At 39.4% G+C, this 16,358-nt stretch carries 13 protein-coding genes and 1 tRNA gene; 8 read left to right on the top strand and 6 right to left on the bottom strand.

Going from position 1 to position 16,358, the window contains the following annotated elements; translation table 11 throughout:
* Positions 1–97: 97 nt before the first annotated feature.
* The 5 genes from ACE1ET_RS17640 to ACE1ET_RS17620 form a co-directional block, all read right to left on the bottom strand.
* Positions 98–931, bottom strand: a complete 834-nt coding sequence (locus ACE1ET_RS17640; RefSeq protein WP_375729749.1) for a fructosamine kinase family protein — start codon at positions 929–931, stop codon at positions 98–100.
* 9 nt (positions 932–940) lie between these two features.
* Entirely contained in the window at positions 941–1,420 is a 480-nt protein-coding gene (locus tag ACE1ET_RS17635; RefSeq protein ID WP_375729748.1) for a low molecular weight protein-tyrosine-phosphatase, read from the bottom strand.
* A gap of 24 nt (positions 1,421–1,444) precedes the next feature.
* A complete protein-coding gene (gene priA, locus ACE1ET_RS17630; protein WP_375729747.1) occupies positions 1,445–3,916 on the bottom strand; it encodes a replication restart helicase PriA in 2,472 nt (823 codons plus the stop codon).
* A gap of 171 nt (positions 3,917–4,087) precedes the next feature.
* Positions 4,088–5,737, bottom strand: coding sequence for a S41 family peptidase (locus ACE1ET_RS17625; RefSeq protein WP_375729746.1), 1,650 nt, complete (start codon positions 5,735–5,737; stop codon positions 4,088–4,090).
* 146 nt (positions 5,738–5,883) lie between these two features.
* Positions 5,884–6,858, bottom strand: coding sequence for an adenosine kinase (locus ACE1ET_RS17620; RefSeq protein ID WP_375729745.1), 975 nt, complete (start codon positions 6,856–6,858; stop codon positions 5,884–5,886).
* A gap of 104 nt (positions 6,859–6,962) precedes the next feature.
* Here ACE1ET_RS17620 and ACE1ET_RS17615 point away from each other — a divergent pair.
* The 3 genes from ACE1ET_RS17615 (at position 6,963) to ACE1ET_RS17605 (ending at position 7,666) form a co-directional block, all read left to right on the top strand.
* Positions 6,963–7,036 (top strand) — tRNA-Asn (locus ACE1ET_RS17615).
* Between the two features lie 59 nt (positions 7,037–7,095).
* Positions 7,096–7,380, top strand: coding sequence for a GIY-YIG nuclease family protein (locus tag ACE1ET_RS17610; RefSeq protein ID WP_375729744.1), 285 nt, complete (start codon positions 7,096–7,098; stop codon positions 7,378–7,380).
* Between the two features lie 94 nt (positions 7,381–7,474).
* The gene (locus ACE1ET_RS17605) at positions 7,475–7,666 is read left to right on the top strand and encodes a GIY-YIG nuclease family protein (protein WP_375729743.1); all 192 of its coding nucleotides are present in this window, start codon (positions 7,475–7,477) and stop codon (positions 7,664–7,666) included.
* 4 nt (positions 7,667–7,670) lie between these two features.
* Here ACE1ET_RS17605 and ACE1ET_RS17600 read toward each other — a convergent pair whose 3' ends face one another.
* Positions 7,671–9,884, bottom strand: coding sequence for a carbohydrate binding family 9 domain-containing protein (locus ACE1ET_RS17600; RefSeq protein ID WP_375729742.1), 2,214 nt, complete (start codon positions 9,882–9,884; stop codon positions 7,671–7,673).
* Between the two features lie 518 nt (positions 9,885–10,402).
* Here ACE1ET_RS17600 and ACE1ET_RS17595 point away from each other — a divergent pair.
* From ACE1ET_RS17595 to ACE1ET_RS17575, 5 genes are all read left to right on the top strand, one after another.
* Positions 10,403–12,496, top strand: a complete 2,094-nt coding sequence (locus tag ACE1ET_RS17595) for a tetratricopeptide repeat-containing sensor histidine kinase (RefSeq protein ID WP_375729741.1) — start codon at positions 10,403–10,405, stop codon at positions 12,494–12,496.
* Positions 12,497–12,524: 28 nt separating this feature from the next.
* Positions 12,525–13,262 (top strand): LytR/AlgR family response regulator transcription factor, encoded by a 738-nt coding sequence (locus ACE1ET_RS17590; protein ID WP_375729740.1) that lies wholly within the window; start codon positions 12,525–12,527, stop codon positions 13,260–13,262.
* Between the two features lie 101 nt (positions 13,263–13,363).
* On the top strand, positions 13,364–13,684 hold the full coding sequence (locus tag ACE1ET_RS17585) for a LytTR family transcriptional regulator DNA-binding domain-containing protein (RefSeq protein WP_375729739.1): 321 nt from the start codon (positions 13,364–13,366) through the stop codon (positions 13,682–13,684).
* A 13-nt stretch (positions 13,685–13,697) separates the two neighbouring features.
* The gene (locus ACE1ET_RS17580) at positions 13,698–14,822 is read left to right on the top strand and encodes an SDR family oxidoreductase (protein WP_375729738.1); all 1,125 of its coding nucleotides are present in this window, start codon (positions 13,698–13,700) and stop codon (positions 14,820–14,822) included.
* 13 nt (positions 14,823–14,835) lie between these two features.
* Entirely contained in the window at positions 14,836–16,341 is a 1,506-nt protein-coding gene (locus ACE1ET_RS17575; protein ID WP_375729737.1) for a T9SS type A sorting domain-containing protein, read from the top strand.
* Positions 16,342–16,358 lie beyond the last annotated feature (17 nt).

The raw sequence follows: 16,358 nt of genomic DNA, 5'->3' as shown, positions 1-16,358 counted from the left end.
ATACTGCGTATTGTGGGAAAGTAGGTCGCCGCCATTTTATAGAAAAGCCTTTCAGAGTAATCTGGAAGGCTTTTTTTGTTGATACTTATTATGTCGGTTATACATAATAACTCATCAGATGAACAGCCTGTGTATAATACCCGGAACCGAATAGATTAAGGTGGTTTAAAATATGGTAGAGTTTGTAGATATTTTCACGGTATTCCCATCCTTCTTTTAAGGGATACTCAGCATTATAGGCAGTGTAGAAGTCAGGATTAAAACCACCGAAGAGTTTTGTCATGGCAAGGTCTGCTTCCCGGTGACCATAATAGACTGCAGGATCAATCAAAACCGGATCGCCTTCAGGATCGGCCATGTAATTTCCTCCCCATAAATCGCCGTGCAACAGAGCTGGTTCCTCTGCGCTTTCGCCAATAATCTCAGGAAGTTTATCAGCCAGTTTTGAAAATAGCTTCTGAAATCTGTTGTCACCATAGCCATTGGAAAGTGCCAGCTCAAACTGGAATTTCAGCCGCTTATTGAAATAAAATGCAAGCCAGTCGGTTCTTTCTTCTCCTTTGGCCAGGTTCAATTGTGGTGTAGCTCCTATATAATTATCTTCAAAAAAACCGTATTCCGATGCATGAAACTGATGTAACCGTGCAAACTGTTGTCCAAATGTTTCGAAAAAGTCCCGCTTTTTTGATCCCTGCTCAATATATTCAGTAACCAGCATCTCTGAATCAAAATGCAGAACTTCCGGTATTTTGATTGCTTTTGCTTTTGCCAGTTCTTTCAGTCCATTGGCTTCGAGACGAAACGACTCAGGACTGGTGCCGGATTTTACAAATACCGTCATCCCGTTTGCAAGTTTCACCTTTCTGGCATTGGCAATACATCCTCCTCCGAGAGAGCGCTCTTCTATGATTTCGGAATTCAGAATTTTCATAATAATAAATTATTCCCCCGCCAGCTTTTTCTTTTGAACATATCGTAACAACCCGTTACAGGAGTCTTCCAGAAGATCAAGTACCAGCTCGAAGCCGGTAGCACCGCCATAATACGGGTCAGGTACTTCGCTGTAGTTATGTTCATGACTAAAATCAGTCATTTTTACGATTTTGTTTTCCGCGTCTTTGTCCGGAGCCATACGTTTTAAATCTCTGAAGTTGGCATTATCCATGGCAACAATCAGATCGAAAGTTTCGAAATCTTCCGGTTGAATTTTACGTGAAATGCTGGTAAGGTTATAACCGCGTTTAATGGCATGGCTCTGCATACGGGCATCGGCATTTTCACCTGCGTGATAAGCCATAGTACCTGCGGAGTCCACATGAAATAGATGGTCCAGCCCTTCTTTTCGGATCAATCCATTAAACACAGCTTCGGCACTCGGTGAGCGGCAAATATTACCAAGACAGACGAATAGGATATTCATATTATGTTTTGTTTTTGTTCTGATTTAGTTTGGATCAACATCAAAAATAAATTTGATCGTTTGGGGGATATTGTTCTGTTTTAAGGTCAAATGCATTCCTTCCGATAAAACGTTTTTGATCCGTTTTAGTTCTCCCGGATTTTGAGATTTAACCAGAATACGTTCCTGGTACATTCCTTTTATTTTGCTTATGGCCGGGACTTCGGGGCCCAGAATACGAGCGCCTAAGTCTTTTCGGATGATTTGGGCAAAAGTTTGGGTTGCATGGTGAAGTACCTCCTGGTTGGAATGCCTGAGAACAACGTCGATAACCCGGTTGAAAGGTGGATATTTGAACAGTTGACGTTCTTCAAGTTCAGATTCAATAAAAGCCATGAATTCACCGTTCGTCAATGTACGAATCACAGGATGATCCGGTTGATGAGTCTGGATCAGCACCTTACCTTGTTCCGCACGCCTGCCCGCACGACCTGAAACCTGGATCAACATTTGCAGCGCTCTTTCAGATGCCCTGAACTCAGGGAAGTTCAGCAGATTATCGGCATTTAATACACCTACAAGGCCAACATTATCGAAATCCAGTCCACGTGAAATCATCTGGGTTCCAACCAGAATATCTACTTCACCATCTTCAAATTCACTCAGAAGTTTTTCCATTTTTTTTAACCCACCTGTGGTATCCGCATCGAAACGTTTGGTAATGGCATCGGGAAAGATAACCTTAATTTCTTCTTCCACTTTTTCAGTGCCGAATCCTTTATTCATGAGTGCTTCTTCTCCACACGAGGGGCATACGCGGATAACGTTACGTGTTGACCCGCAGTAGTGGCAGCCCATCAGGTGTTTGTCGAAATGCCAGGTCATAGGTACATCGCAGCTTTTGCATTTCTGAACCCAACCACAGGCACGGCATTCAATAATTGGGGCATAACCCCGTCTGTTTTGAAAAAGAATAATTTGTTTGCCAGCCTCAAGACTTTCTTTCATTGCATCAATCAGTTCATACGAAAAATGATGTCTGAGTTTTTTCTTTTTGTAAGATTGCGTTAGATCTACAATTTTAATCTCCGGAGCAGTGGCATTTCCAAAACGTTGGGTCAGTTCTGTAAACCCATATTTGCCTGTTTGAGCATTGTGAATGCTTTCTACTGATGGTGTTGCACTTCCAAGCAATACTTTGGCTTTAAGCATATCAGCAAGCATTACGGCTGCATCGCGTGCAAGGTAGCGTGGAGCAGGATCCTGTTGTTTCAGACTTCGTTCGTGTTCTTCATCAATAATGATTAGTCCCAGGTTTTCGAAAGGAAGAAACAGTGCACTCCGGGCACCGAGAACGAGCGAAACGGGCGAATCTTTTGAGATGCGTTTCCAGAGTTCTGTACGTTTATCAAAATTGAATTTGGAATGGAAGATGGCCATCTGTGATCCGAAAACCCGTTTTAACCGTTTGCTAAGCTGTGTCGTCAGGCTGATTTCGGGGACCAGCATTAAAACCTGTTTGCCTTGTTCTATTTGTTCTCTAATCAGGTGAATATAGATTTCCGTTTTGCCACTGGCTGAAGCGCCCTTAAGCAAAACGACAGACTTGTCCTCAAATTGCGATTTTACTGAGTTAAATGCTTCTGTTTGCCATAGGGTTAATGGATTTGGTTCAACAACCGGAATTTTTTCTTCCAACCGGCTGATTTCTATTTCGTGCTCTACAAAAGTGCCTTTCTTAAGCAACGCTTTGTAGGCAGTATATCGTCCTCCTTTTGTGAGCTGTTGCCTGGGAACAAACGGATCATTCTCTTCTTCGCTCAGGCTGTAATAACTTATCAGTAGCTGTTCCTGAACCGGGGCCCTGGATAAGGAACTGAAAAATGCTTCGAGTACGTCGTCATCTTTAAACATATCAGCAACGGTGACAAAGGTTTCTGTTTTCGTTTTGTACCGTTCTTTTACATTTTCCTCAAGAACTACAGCAGAAGAATCCAGTAACTTTTTTACTGAATGAAATGTGTTTTTAATGCCAAGCGACTTTTCAATCTTTTTGAGTTCTCCCTTTTTGTTGGCGGTCAGCCACTCATATATTTTGGCTTCATTGCCCTCGAATCGTGTATCCGATTCAAAGTCATGGTTCAGGGTGAGGATGCTGTTGCTCTCAACCAGTAAACCTCCGGGAAGTGCGGCGAGCATTACTTCGCCAATGGTACACATGTAATAGCTTGCAATCCACTGCCAGAATTTAAGATCATTTAATGAAATGACAGGTAGTTCATCCAGAATTTCCGTGACTTCTTTCAACGTATAATTTGTCTCGTTTTCGCCTTTGACCCCAATTATTATACCGGTTATGTGTTTGCGCTTACCAAACGGCACAATAACTCTGCAGCCAGTCAAATTATCAGGTTTTTCTGAAATAAGATAGCTGAAAGGTTCGTTTACCGGAACCGGGATTAGTACATCAACGATATAGTTATGATCCATGTTTGCGATGGTAACAAATGTACACAAAAAGGAATTTTGATAAAAAGTGTTTGCAAAAGAAACATTGAATTTTACCAATGAAATGATAATTGTCCTCCTTTTTCAAAAGGAGGTGTCCCGATATATCGGGACGGAGGATTTAATAAAACAAAACCCCGGCAAACGCCGGGGTTTTTATATTTTATAATGTTGGTATGTTTATTCTGCTATAGCAAGTATTTTCCTGTAATCTTTGCCATCCTGAATGGTTTCAATTGCTTTATCCAGTATAACATCATCTTTCAGGGCTACTTTGGCTTCTCCTTTCTGGTAATAGTACCGTTTTACAATTTCCTGAGCAATCAGATCCTTAATTTCCTTCTTAAATACATTCAGATCTTTGTCCAGATCCGGCTTCAGCAGGGAATCAAGTTTGTCTATTTCTTCCTGGGATATTTTATTGTATCCTTCTGCCTCAACAGTACTTTTTAGCTTTTCAAGTTGTTCGTGACTCTTAGTCTCATAATCAAAATCCTTACTTTTCACATAAGCGATAAAGTTATTGTAGTCTGTATCACTGAATGTAAAATTCTCCGGTGATGGTATGCTTTTATGATTATTGGCATACTGTGTGGCATAATCGAAAATGATATAATCACGAATCAGTTCGATAGTGACATTTCCCGGACGGTCAAACTCGGATTTTACATCCGGTAATATTCCTCCGCCATCTTTTACGGTACGTCCGTTTTTGGTTTTGAACGTTGATATTAATGAATCAGGAACACGTCCCACGCTGCCATCAGGATTGCGGTGTGAATAATCAAGAGCCTGGATACAACGTCCGCTTGGGATGTAATATTTGGCTGTAGTTACTTTCAGCTGTCCTTTATAACTTAATGGTCGTGTAGTTTGAACCAGACCTTTTCCAAATGTTCGCGATCCTACAATAATACCACGGTCCAGATCCTGAATAGAACCCGCTACAATTTCTGAAGCAGAAGCAGAATTACTGTTTACCAGTACGGCCAATGGTATATCCGGGTCAACCGGATCATTTGTTGTTTTATATACCTTATCCCAGTCATCAACTTTACCACGGGTTGATACAATTTCCTCGCCACGCGGGACAAAGAGGTTGACAATATTAACGGCTTCATCCAGAATGCCACCAGGGTTTGATCTTAAATCAAGTACAATAGCTTTTGCTCCTCTGGCTTTAAGGTCGAGTAATGCTTTTTCGGTTTCATCGGATGCTTTGTCTGTAAAGCTTGTCAGCCTGATATAACCGATGTCATCCTTGAGAATATCATAATACGGAACCGGATTGATCGTAATCTTTTCGCGTGTGATGTCAAATTCCAGTGGTTTGTTTTCACCCGGACGTTTCACGGTAATATGAAAAGAAGTTCCCGGGGTTCCTTTCAGCATGTCACTTACATCAGAAACCTTTTTGTCCTTCATTTTCTGTCCGTTAATTTCCATGATAAGATCACCCGCTTTAAGTCCTGTTTTTTCAGCCGGCATACCTTCGTAAGGATCAGAAATCATAACGTAACCGTCACGTTGTGAAATAAGTGATCCAATTCCTCCATACTCACCCGTTGTCATGAATTTAAAATCAGCCATATCCTTTTCGGGAATATAAACTGTATATGGATCCAGTTGCTCCAGCATATCATCAATACTGGTCTTTATCAATTTTTCCGGTTCTATGGAGTCAACATAAAACAGATCAAGTTCCCTGAAAAGAGAATAATAAATATCGAGATTTTTGGCAATCTCAAAATTCCGTTTGTCGCTGTTAAATCCGAAAAATGCAACTACTACTACCAAAACAGCAGCAATAGCAATGTTTCTTTTCCTCATAAATTTCATTCTACTCGAATTTTACTATGTTATCAGACAACTAAAATAATACTATGTGGTTTATATGGGTCCTGTGCTTAATGAAATTTAACACAATCTGTTAAGGTGCATTATTTTTTCACTTTTATTCGTTTGAACCTTAATATTTATGAAAGGGCCAACACTTCTTTGATGGCATCCCAACGTTTTTCGTCCATTTTGGCACCCAGAACCTCTATTACATTCCCTGAAAGCACTGATGCCACCCTGCCACATTCGGCTGGTGAATACCCGTGGATCAGTCCGAAAAGGAATCCTGCTGCATACAGATCTCCGGCTCCTGTTGTGTCTATGGGGGTAACTTTTATAGGATCAACCTTAGTTGTTGTTTTATTCTGAGCAATTAAAGAACCTTTCGCTCCTGTTTTTACTATAGCAATTTCAGTTTTCTCTGCCAACTCATTCAGCGCTGCTTCAGGAGCAAGGCTCGTAAATGACAGGGCTTCTTCTTCGTTGGCAAATACGATATCCACATAATTAGTGATCAGTTTAGCCAGAAATTCCTTGTTGGCTTCCACCACATTATAGCTGGCCAGATCCAGTACGATCTTGAGTCCGGCTTCCTTGGCCAGTTTCATTCCGGTTTCAATCAGGTTGTGATCCTGAACAAGATAGCCTTCCACATATAAATAATCATAATCTGAAAACCAGTCTTTATTCAGATCTTCCGGTTTCATCTCTATAGAAGCTCCCAGATAAGTGGCAAATGTGCGCTCTGAATCAGCCGTAACAAATGCGAATGCCCTGCCGGCAGGCGTATCTGATTTCAGGAGGTGACTTTTGACTTTATTGTTGATAAGATCGGATTCAAAAAAAGTACCTATTTCATCTTTGCCGACTTTCCCGATAAAACCGGTCTCAATGCCCAGTTTCGATAAACCGTTTATGGTATTGGCTGCCGAGCCTCCTGTTGCCCTGGTCTGGTATAATGAAGCGGTGAGGCTGTCAATTTTAATCAGTGTTTCATTATCAATTAGTGTCATGCTGCCTTTGCCCAGGCCGAGCTCATCCAATAACTTTTCTTCACTGTTCGGTAGCATGATATCCACCAGCGCATTGCCTAATCCAAGTACTTTTTTCATTGAAAATTATTTTTAGAAATATTTTTGCAAATATATTGCATAATTAAACAAATCCTTTTAGTTTTGCATCGCTTTTAAAGAAAAGCACAAGGTAATAAATAAATTCCTCAGTAGCTCAGTTGGTTAGAGCGGCGGACTGTTAATCCGTAGGTCGTAGGTTCAAGTCCTACCTGAGGAGCATAAAAAAAGGATGTTCGAAAGGGCATCCTTTTTTGTTATAGCCCAAAATCTAAGAAAATGTATTGCGTATATATTTTGTATTCTAAATCAGCAGATAAGTATTATGTAGGTTCCACCAGTAATATTGAACAGAGACTATATCAACATAATAATTCGACTGTAAATAAATTCACGAGTAAGTATCGCCCCTGGGAGCTTATGTCTTTCTTTGAAGTAGGAGATTCCAAAAGAGTTGCATTGCAAATCGAAAAGCATATTAAAAAGCAAAAAAGCCGCAAATATGTTGAAGATATTGTAACCCGGGGCAGTATTGATGCATTGATTAAGAAATTTACTGATTAATCCGTAGGTCGTATCCCGACGTCCGTCGGGATGAGGAGCATAAAAAAAGGATGTTCGAGAGAGCATCCTTTTTTGTTTTTTAAAACCTGAGGATATGTATTACGTATATATTTTGTATTCCAAATCAGCAGATAAGTATTATGTAGGTTCCACCGGTAATATTGAACAGAGGCTATATCAACATAATAATTCGGCAGTAAATAAATTCACGAGTAAGTATCGCCCCTGGGAGCTTATGGGGACATATTTTTTGTGTTCCGAATTCCCTGGCCGTCTATGGCAGTAGTAAACTAAAGATTAAAGGTGTACGTATATTTAAGCATAAAGGTTTTATAAAAATATGATGGAAGCCTTGGGCTTTGTCTTTCCAGATAAGTGTTTCTTCCTCCGTTAAATACAAGATACAGATCAGTTCCCTCTTTTGGATTATATCTGAGTCTCAAATTTGAGATCACTTGTTCTATGGCAGTATTGTACTGTACAAAACCTGAAAAAGAAAATTTGGTATTAAGCATGTATAATCCACGAACGCCCAAAATATGATTGGTCAATTTCGTGTTTCTTGATGAAAAATTCAGATAATCCAAAACATATGTCGCTCCTAGCTCCACGCCGTTGGATATGTTCCAGGTTGGGTTTAATTGTGGCGATACCCTTACGCCATCATAAAATTGTCCTGCCTGCAGTGTGCTGTTTGCCTTAAAGGAGTTTCTGGAGGGAGTAGTCAGAGTAATGATCATATCTTTGAATCTGTAACCACCTGTAGGAATAGTAATCAGATCGGTTATTTTGAAATCTTCCTTTAAATATTCGTAGTTGTATTCCATGGATAAAGAACCTTGCCATCCTTTTTTGCCGGTAAAGTACCATCCCACATTTAATAAATAGGTCAACAGGGTATTATCTTTTACATCGTTGATGGTATAAGTTGTGAGTGAAGGGTAATGGTTTAGAAATTTTGAGTTTGCGTTTGGAATAAATGTATGTTTTACCTGTGCCTGATAAACATAATAATCGTTAAAAACTTCAAGGCCTATACCAGGATCAAAATTAATACCTGAATTAACATAAATCAATGAATAGGATAGTCCTTTATTTTTGCGTCGTGTCCAGTCAATGTAAAGTCTTGCAGGATCTATAGAGATCGGGTTAAACTTAGTTTTTTCAGTGAATGACTGTGCGAATCTTATGGTTAGGTATTCTTCCCCAAACATTCTAAGCACTGCATCAATTCCATAAGCAATATTATATGTTCCATTTACCCCAATTCGGGAGGTAAGCATGCCACCCGTGTAGGAATTCTCATTCAGCACCCTTTTCTTTACTCTGAATACGCCAAAATTTTCGGAGGGCAGATCCGTATATTTAGCTGTTTGCATATTCAGAAAGCCAAAATCCCATCCATTATTGCTGCTCATAAGTCTGGCACCTCCAAGTATTCGCACAGGGTCCCCATTGTATAATCCTATTCGTCTGGAATAGAATAAGGTATTAGGGCCACCCATTCCAAAGTCAAAAACACTTGCCCGTTCCAGGAAGAATTTTCTTTTCTCGGGATAAACCAAACTGAATCTTGAAAGATTAAATTGCTGTGCATCAGCCTCCACCTGTGCGAAGTCTGTGTTTATGGTTAAGTCAAGCGTAGTATTGGTATTTATACCGTATTTTATATCTAACCCAGGCTCTAATTTAAATTTATTGTTGTTAACATACCTTGTGCCATCGTCATTTATTTCATTCGTATATTCCATCCCTGTTAATATGTATGGGCTTATATAAAGAGGTTTTCTGGGCTTCATTCCAGGGAATATACCATCTGCATATGTCGATGGTTTTGTTTGGCTATAATCACCCCAATTATAAGGTGTGTCAGGGAAAATATAAATTTCGTTAGTGGAAGGAAGGTATCTTATTATATTAAATCCCATAATTGTTTTTCCATCTTTTTTTTCAAAACGTAAACTTGAAATCGGAATTTTCATTTCTACGTACCATACAAGGTCTCCAATTACTGTTTTAACTTCCCAAAATGTATTCCAGTTTAAATCAATTGGATCCTGATTTCCGGCAACAGCATCATTACTAATAGTAGCATCCCATCTGACAGCATTTGGATTAGTAAAAAATATATACGCATTCTGATTGTCATTATAAGTATCAAGTTGAAGTCCTATCCAGTCGCAGGATCGACTGTTAAAGTCCCTAACTTTACCAATGGCTTTAATCTTATCTTGATCATCAACGTAAAGCGATGCACCGAGATAGATATTTTGTCCGTCGTATGCAAGTTTGATATCCGTTTTTTGTGATGGGTATTCTCCATAAACCGGTTGTTGAGTAACCATTGGAAACGGTTCTACATCACCCCATGCTTCTTCGTCAGGTTTTCCATCGAAAACTATATCGTGAGAAAGCTGGTGTATTTCCCATTGAATTTGTCCAAAAGAAAGATTTAAGAAAGATACCCCACCCAGTAAAAGGAGCGTCCTCAGTTTATATTTCATTCTGGTATTCTTATAAGTTTCACTTACAGCGTAGGATATGCTGAAGTAACGTCTTCAGTTATTGAGAAGGTACTGATAATTAAAATGTTAATCATCAGGTGGAATAATAGTCATGTTAGTTTTACTTCTTTGCAAAGATTCTCTTCGAAGCCAGTATGTCAATTATTTAATACGTATAAATTTAACAATTAAAATCTAAAGATTCAGAGTTTTTTTATGTTAGTTAATGCCAGTGCATTTGAGCTTGTGTTTGAAAAAACATACCATATTTGATTTAATAAATTTATAATCAATTTTATAGTTTGATTTGTCTGTTATAACGAGTTAATACATTCTAGTTTGAAAATTTGCTTCAACCAAACATTATTAAGTTCTATGGCATTTTAATTCCACTATTTATATTTAAAATATTAGGTTGTGAAAAGGAATGGAAAATTTATTATCATTTATGCCTTAAACCCTGAGAAAGAGTTCTTTCAATCGGTTCAATTACCCTATATTTGTATAAACTCTCCGGCATGTTTTTGCGTTCAGACCGACTGTTTGTTATAATACCATGGTTGTTCATCGCATCTGTACTGAACAGCAGATATTCTTATGGTATTGAACCGGAAACCCGATTCATTCCTGATACATCCATCGTTATTTCATTATTTGAAAAAGGGAATCAATTCATTGACGGACCATCTGACTCATTGGTGCATTATTATTCAAAAGCACTGGATCTGATAAAAAATAATCTGAAGGATTCGGATGAAATGAAACGATGCGAGCCGGAATTGTTGTTGCGTTACAAACGGTTTGAGTTCAGGGCATTTATAGAATTGGGGATTGAATATTTCTACCGGAATAATTACGACAAGGCGCTTGTTAACTTTGGTGAAGCCTTAAAGGTGGCTACAGCAATTAATGATGTGGATCTGCTTTCGGAATGTAACAGTGAGATTGGCATTGTTTATAAAAACCAGGGAGATTATGACAAGGCATTAACCTACTACGATCTTGCTTTGGATATGGCAAAACATACCTCAGACTCCTCATGGATAGTCAGTTGTCAGATCAATATGGCCAACGTTTTCAAGGAGAAAGGATTTCTGACCATTGCACAAGGTTACTATTTTGAGGCCTTGTCAACCCTGGAGCGATTAAAACACGACCGTCGGTTGGCTGCATGTTACCAGAATATAGGTGAAATTTACCAGAAACAACGGGATTATAAACCGGCTCTGGATTATTACAACAAATCCCTTGATTTGGGGAAATCCGCTAATGATATGATTCGTCAGATTGTAATTAATCTGAATATTGGCTATGTAAAAATAATGCAGAAAGACTATCCGGAAGCAAGGAAATATTTGTTCCAGGCACTGAAGTTGTATGAGGAAACCGGTTACCAGCATGAGATGGATGAATGTTATCTTTTATTAGGGGATACCTACCTTCATGAAAATGATCTGGATGAGGCAAAACAATATTTTATGAAAGCCCTGGATATTGCAGAAAAGAAGAACGACAGGAAAAGCAAAGTGGAATCCAAACGCAGGCTTGGTAATGCAGCGTTACGTAGCGGGGACTTTAAAACAGCAGGAACGTATTTTCAAAAAGCTTATGAGGAAGCCAAACAACTAGGAGCGTTGGATCTGAGGATTGAAACCGGACATGCATTGTCGGCTTACCTTGATACTACCGGGAGATATAAAGATGCATTGTACTACGCAAGGGAGGAAATGCAGTTAAAAGACAGTTTATTCAACAGCGAGAAATACAAGGCTATTAAAGAGTTGGAGATCCGGCATAATCTTGAAAAAAAGGATCAGCAACTCAGCCTTTTAACAGAGCAATCCCAGGTGCAGGAATTGAAGCTGAGCCGAAGGAACAGAATGTTGTTTGCGCTCGGGGCAGTAATCATTCTGATTATTGTTATCAGCTACCTGTTGTACGTCCAGAATAAGCTGAAAGAGAAACATAAGGCTATGGAGCTGGAGCAACAACTGTTGCGATCACAGATGAATCCGCATTTTATTTTTAATTCGCTTATCGCCATTCAGAGTTATATTTATAAAAAGGAACCGGTGCTCGCAGGCGATTATCTGGCAAAATTTGCTGATCTGATAAGGTTGACACTTGAAAACTCCCGCCATGAGTTTGTACCGTTATCCAAAGAGATTAAAACAATGCAAACCTACATTGATCTTCAGCTGCTCCGGTTCGATCATAAATTCAACTACACACTCAAGGTGGATGAATCGCTGAATAAAGATGCATATCTGATACCTCCTATGTTTGCACAGCCGTTTATTGAAAATGCCATTGAACACGGATTACGACATTTAACTGAAAAAGGATTGATGGAGATTAGGTATATAAATTCAGGAAAGGAACGGATCAGAATTGAGGTTAAGGATAATGGAATTGGCAGGGATGCTTCGGAAAAACTTAAGCCGGGAGATAAGCATGCTTCACTGGCCATGCAGATTACAAGGGACCGTTTGATGGTGCTTTCCGGGAAATACCGGGAAAGGTTTGACTTCAGAATAGAAGATCTTACCAATAAATTTGGTCATGCGACAGGCACCATGGTGGAAATTACATTACCTCTGAAAGGTAATTAATCCGTAAATTTAAAACCGGTTAACCAATATGATGAGAATTGTAATTATAGATGATGAACCTAAAGCAAGAGAAACAATCCGGAATATTCTGGCATTGAGTACTGCTAATCTGATGGTTGTTGGCGAAGCCGGTGACGTAGAATCAGCCAGGCAGCTCATAGAATCGAAAAAACCTGATCTTGTTTTACTGGATATTAATTTGCCGGACGGCTCAGGTTTTGATATTCTGAAGCATTTTGATGCCATTGATTTTAAAATTGTGTTTATAACTGCACATGAGGAATATGCCGTTAAGGCGTTTAAATACAGTGCGCTCGATTATATTCTTAAACCTGTTACTGCGTCAGATTTGCTCGATGCTGTAAAAAAAGCTGAGGACACCATTAATAAGGAAGACCATTCCCTGAAACTTAATGCCTTGCTGCATAACCTTGACAAACTGAAAAAAATTGTACTGAAAACGGCTGAAAGTATCCATATTGTTAACGTGCCTCAGATCATCCGGTGTGAGGCCGATGTAAACTATACCATATTTCACCTTAGCGGCAGGCAGAAACTCATCGTATCGAAGCCACTAAAGGAATACGACGAGCTTTTAAGCTATGCCGGATTCTTCAGGCCGCATCAGTCACACCTGGTGAACATGGAACATATTCTTCGCTATGACAAAAACGATGGTGGTTACCTCGTTATGGACGATCATTCGGAAGTTCCGGTCGCCACACGGAAAAGGGATGATTTGTTCCGGCTGTTCGAAATGATGTAGAGCTCTTCTGCTGCAAATAATAAATCACCCCCTGCAAATAATAATGTAAACCTGACCCGACACTGCGTTGGTCGTAATTTTATGTTGCAAAATCACATCCAATGAAAATTGCAGCCAAAGATCATATTCATTTTTATAAAGCTGAGGATATCATCCGCTTTGAATATGACACCGAAGATATTTCTGTTCATTTCAAAAATGGCAATACAGAACATATTGATGCTGAAATGGATCAACTCTCACGCGATCTGGAGGATCTGGGATTTATCCGGGTTCATTTCAAACATATCATCAATATTAATCATATCGCTCAGATTCCCGGTACAGAACCCGATACGGTAAAGCTCGAAAACGGGGATATCATCCCCTTATTACCTGATGCCAGGGACCAGCTACTTACGCTATTAAAAGATCATATATAACAGGAAAACCATAATGAAACCCACAGTAGAAGATATAAGAAAGGAACCGTTGATTTCAAAAATCCGGGACATTAAAGTCGCAGATTCATCCGCGTACCGCTCAGGAATATTTATTACAGGGGCTAATTCCTTTGTTGGAATTCATCTCGTGAAGCTGCTTGGAGAAAGGTGGAATGGTCCTGTCCATTTGCTGATCAGGGCAGAAGATGAAAATGCTGCAGTCCGGCGTATGAAGGATGCGTTTAATTTTGCCGAACTAGGGGAATTCAAGGATGCATTGTATGTTATACATACAGGCGATGTTTGTAAACCGCACATGGGATTGCAAAATGAGGCTTATAATGAGGTGCGAAAAACATGCGGATACGTGGTTCACCTGGCAATGAATCCCGTTTACCATTATCCATACAGACACTTCAGGGATATATGGCTGCCGGAGCTGGAGCACATGTTGTCTTTTTGCTGTGATCCGGAATATCCTAAAAGTTTGCATTATCCATCATCCTATAATGCCGGGTTTTTTACCGATGATGAAGATTTTGAAAAACTGAATTCTAATGCCTGGCAGTCTGGTTATGCTGGTTTTAAATGGGTGGCCAACCATATTATCAGCAATGCTTTCAGGCAGGGAATGAGCGGGTGTATCTATGATATTCCATTGGTTTTAGGCTCTGAAGAAAAGGGAATTTGTCCGGCCAATTATTCCATCTGGCATATCCTGGAGATTTTTCTTGTCAGCGGTACATATATAGATTTCACATTTAGGATCATACCTGTAGATAAACTCGCCGAAATTATGCTGGACAATCTTTTAAAAGAAAAGTCAGGAGAAGAGGGCTCTCAGTTTATCAGACCAGTACTTGAAGAGCCTGTAACTGAGGATTTATTTAAACATACGGCAGTTCGGTTACTGGGTTTGAGCTATACCACAAGGGAACAGTTACGGGATTCATGTATTCATAAACGAAAATTTGATTTTCTTATCCCCGGAAACTTTTACTATCTGCTTGATAAGGTCAATCACCTTAAAGCAGTTTGGCCGCCGGAATATAATAAAAGTCTTTTGCCCTCCACATATAATGTGTTTTACAGTAATCTTATGAAGGTCATCCAACGGCAGAAAATACCATCCCACTAAAAAATTGAAACATATGAAGCCTCTGATTTTACCCCTTGTGTTTTGTTTGTTCTCCGGTCTGATTACAGCTCAGAATGAACGTATCCCTTTAATGAAACCAGTTCGTAAATCGGTTAAAAGTTCAGGGATTGACCGTGTTGATCAGCGATCATTTTCGGATCAATATGCCAAACAAAACAGTTGGACAGACGCAAAAACGCATAAGCTTGATTCTGTTTATACCGAAACAATTTATGAAACGGATGATCCTTTTTTTGAGACAACTACCGAACGTGAAATATACGAATATGATTCGTTCGGTAATGTTTTGAAGGAAATGCATCATTTCTGGAATGGAGAAGAATGGAAGCCCCGGTTGGAATATATAATGACTTATAACAGTGCTGGATGGAACCTTTCGGAATTGATCCGTGACTGGGATGAAAATGAAGAGAAATGGGTTGAAACGGCAAAAACTGAACGTACATATGATGATGACAACCGGTTGATTTCAATTGTGGAATACGAGGAGGATGGCGATGTGCTGGAGCCCTATTGCAGGACAGAATATTTTTATGAAAATGAAAGCATTTATCCTGTATATGAGATTGATTATGATTGGAGCGGTAGTTGGGATGAAAATTCAAAAACAGAATCCACATGGGATGATAAAGGAAATCTGACAGAAGAAATCCGGTATGATTTTCAGAGTTCTGACGGGACATGGATTAAGGATTCAAAATGGGTTTACGAATATGACGATAACGGTAACTGGATAAGGGAAACAGATTACGACTGGTACGACGAATGGATATTTAACTGGAAATGCGAGAACAGTTATGATTCAAATAATCAAAGGATTCAATACAACTCCTTTGGATGGAATGATGAAGACAGTATATGGTATAACAGTTATCAGTACCTGTATGCATTTAACGAAAACGGGAATATGACCTCAGTGTTGAGTGCGCACTGGAGTCATGAATCGGAACAGTTTGTGCCTTATGATAAAAATGAATATGTGTATGACAGTAACTATAACATGTTGTCGCATAGCTATTCAGAATATGAAAAAAGCACCGGTACCTGGTTGGTTTTGTTAAGATCCGAATATGAAAGCACTGCAGGAATATCTTTTTTAAATATTGCACTGCCTTTTGAAACCGAGTTTGAGTTTTCCGGTAAGTTTGAATCGGCGCCGCAAACAGAAACCAACTACATAGACGAGGAAGGTAATTTTGAGCCTTACACCAAATTAAACTACTATTATTCTGAGTTGGGAAGTACAGGTTTACATTCTGTCAATGAGCCCGACATTATAGTCTGTCCTAATCCGGCATCTGATATAATCCGGATTATTTTGCCAGAGGATTTTCATGTGTTAACCGTGAGAATTATGGACCTTCATGGGCAGTATGTGAAATTGCTTAACCCTGAAATACTTAACCGGATAGACTTGCCCGGTCTGGAGGCTGGTTACTACCTCATTGAGCTTATTACCAATGAAGCAAATTACTTCTGCAAATTTATTAAAGAATGAATAAACTTAATTGTATG

This window comes from Quyinboa mangrovi, from assembly GCF_042219825.1.
Classification (GTDB): domain Bacteria; phylum Bacteroidota; class Bacteroidia; order Bacteroidales; family UBA5342; genus JBHJHP01.
This window is presented reverse-complemented; position numbering and strand designations above follow the sequence as displayed.

Bases quoted from the DNA above. Each gene is read 5' to 3' on its own strand.
- ACE1ET_RS17640 (WP_375729749.1), bottom strand. From the start codon at position 931: ATGAAAATTCTGAATTCCGAAATCATAGAAGAGCGCTCTCTCGGAGGA.
- ACE1ET_RS17635 (WP_375729748.1), bottom strand. From the start codon at position 1,420: ATGAATATCCTATTCGTCTGTCTTGGTAATATTTGCCGCTCACCGAGT.
- ACE1ET_RS17625 (WP_375729746.1), bottom strand. From the start codon at position 5,737: ATGAGGAAAAGAAACATTGCTATTGCTGCTGTTTTGGTAGTAGTAGTT.
- ACE1ET_RS17620 (WP_375729745.1), bottom strand. From the start codon at position 6,858: ATGAAAAAAGTACTTGGATTAGGCAATGCGCTGGTGGATATCATGCTA.
- ACE1ET_RS17610 (WP_375729744.1), top strand. From the start codon at position 7,096: ATGTATTGCGTATATATTTTGTATTCTAAATCAGCAGATAAGTATTAT.
- ACE1ET_RS17605 (WP_375729743.1), top strand. From the start codon at position 7,475: ATGTATTACGTATATATTTTGTATTCCAAATCAGCAGATAAGTATTAT.
- ACE1ET_RS17600 (WP_375729742.1), bottom strand. From the start codon at position 9,884: ATGAAATATAAACTGAGGACGCTCCTTTTACTGGGTGGGGTATCTTTC.
- ACE1ET_RS17595 (WP_375729741.1), top strand. From the start codon at position 10,403: ATGTTTTTGCGTTCAGACCGACTGTTTGTTATAATACCATGGTTGTTC.
- ACE1ET_RS17590 (WP_375729740.1), top strand. From the start codon at position 12,525: ATGATGAGAATTGTAATTATAGATGATGAACCTAAAGCAAGAGAAACA.
- ACE1ET_RS17585 (WP_375729739.1), top strand. From the start codon at position 13,364: ATGAAAATTGCAGCCAAAGATCATATTCATTTTTATAAAGCTGAGGAT.
- ACE1ET_RS17580 (WP_375729738.1), top strand. From the start codon at position 13,698: ATGAAACCCACAGTAGAAGATATAAGAAAGGAACCGTTGATTTCAAAA.
- ACE1ET_RS17575 (WP_375729737.1), top strand. From the start codon at position 14,836: ATGAAGCCTCTGATTTTACCCCTTGTGTTTTGTTTGTTCTCCGGTCTG.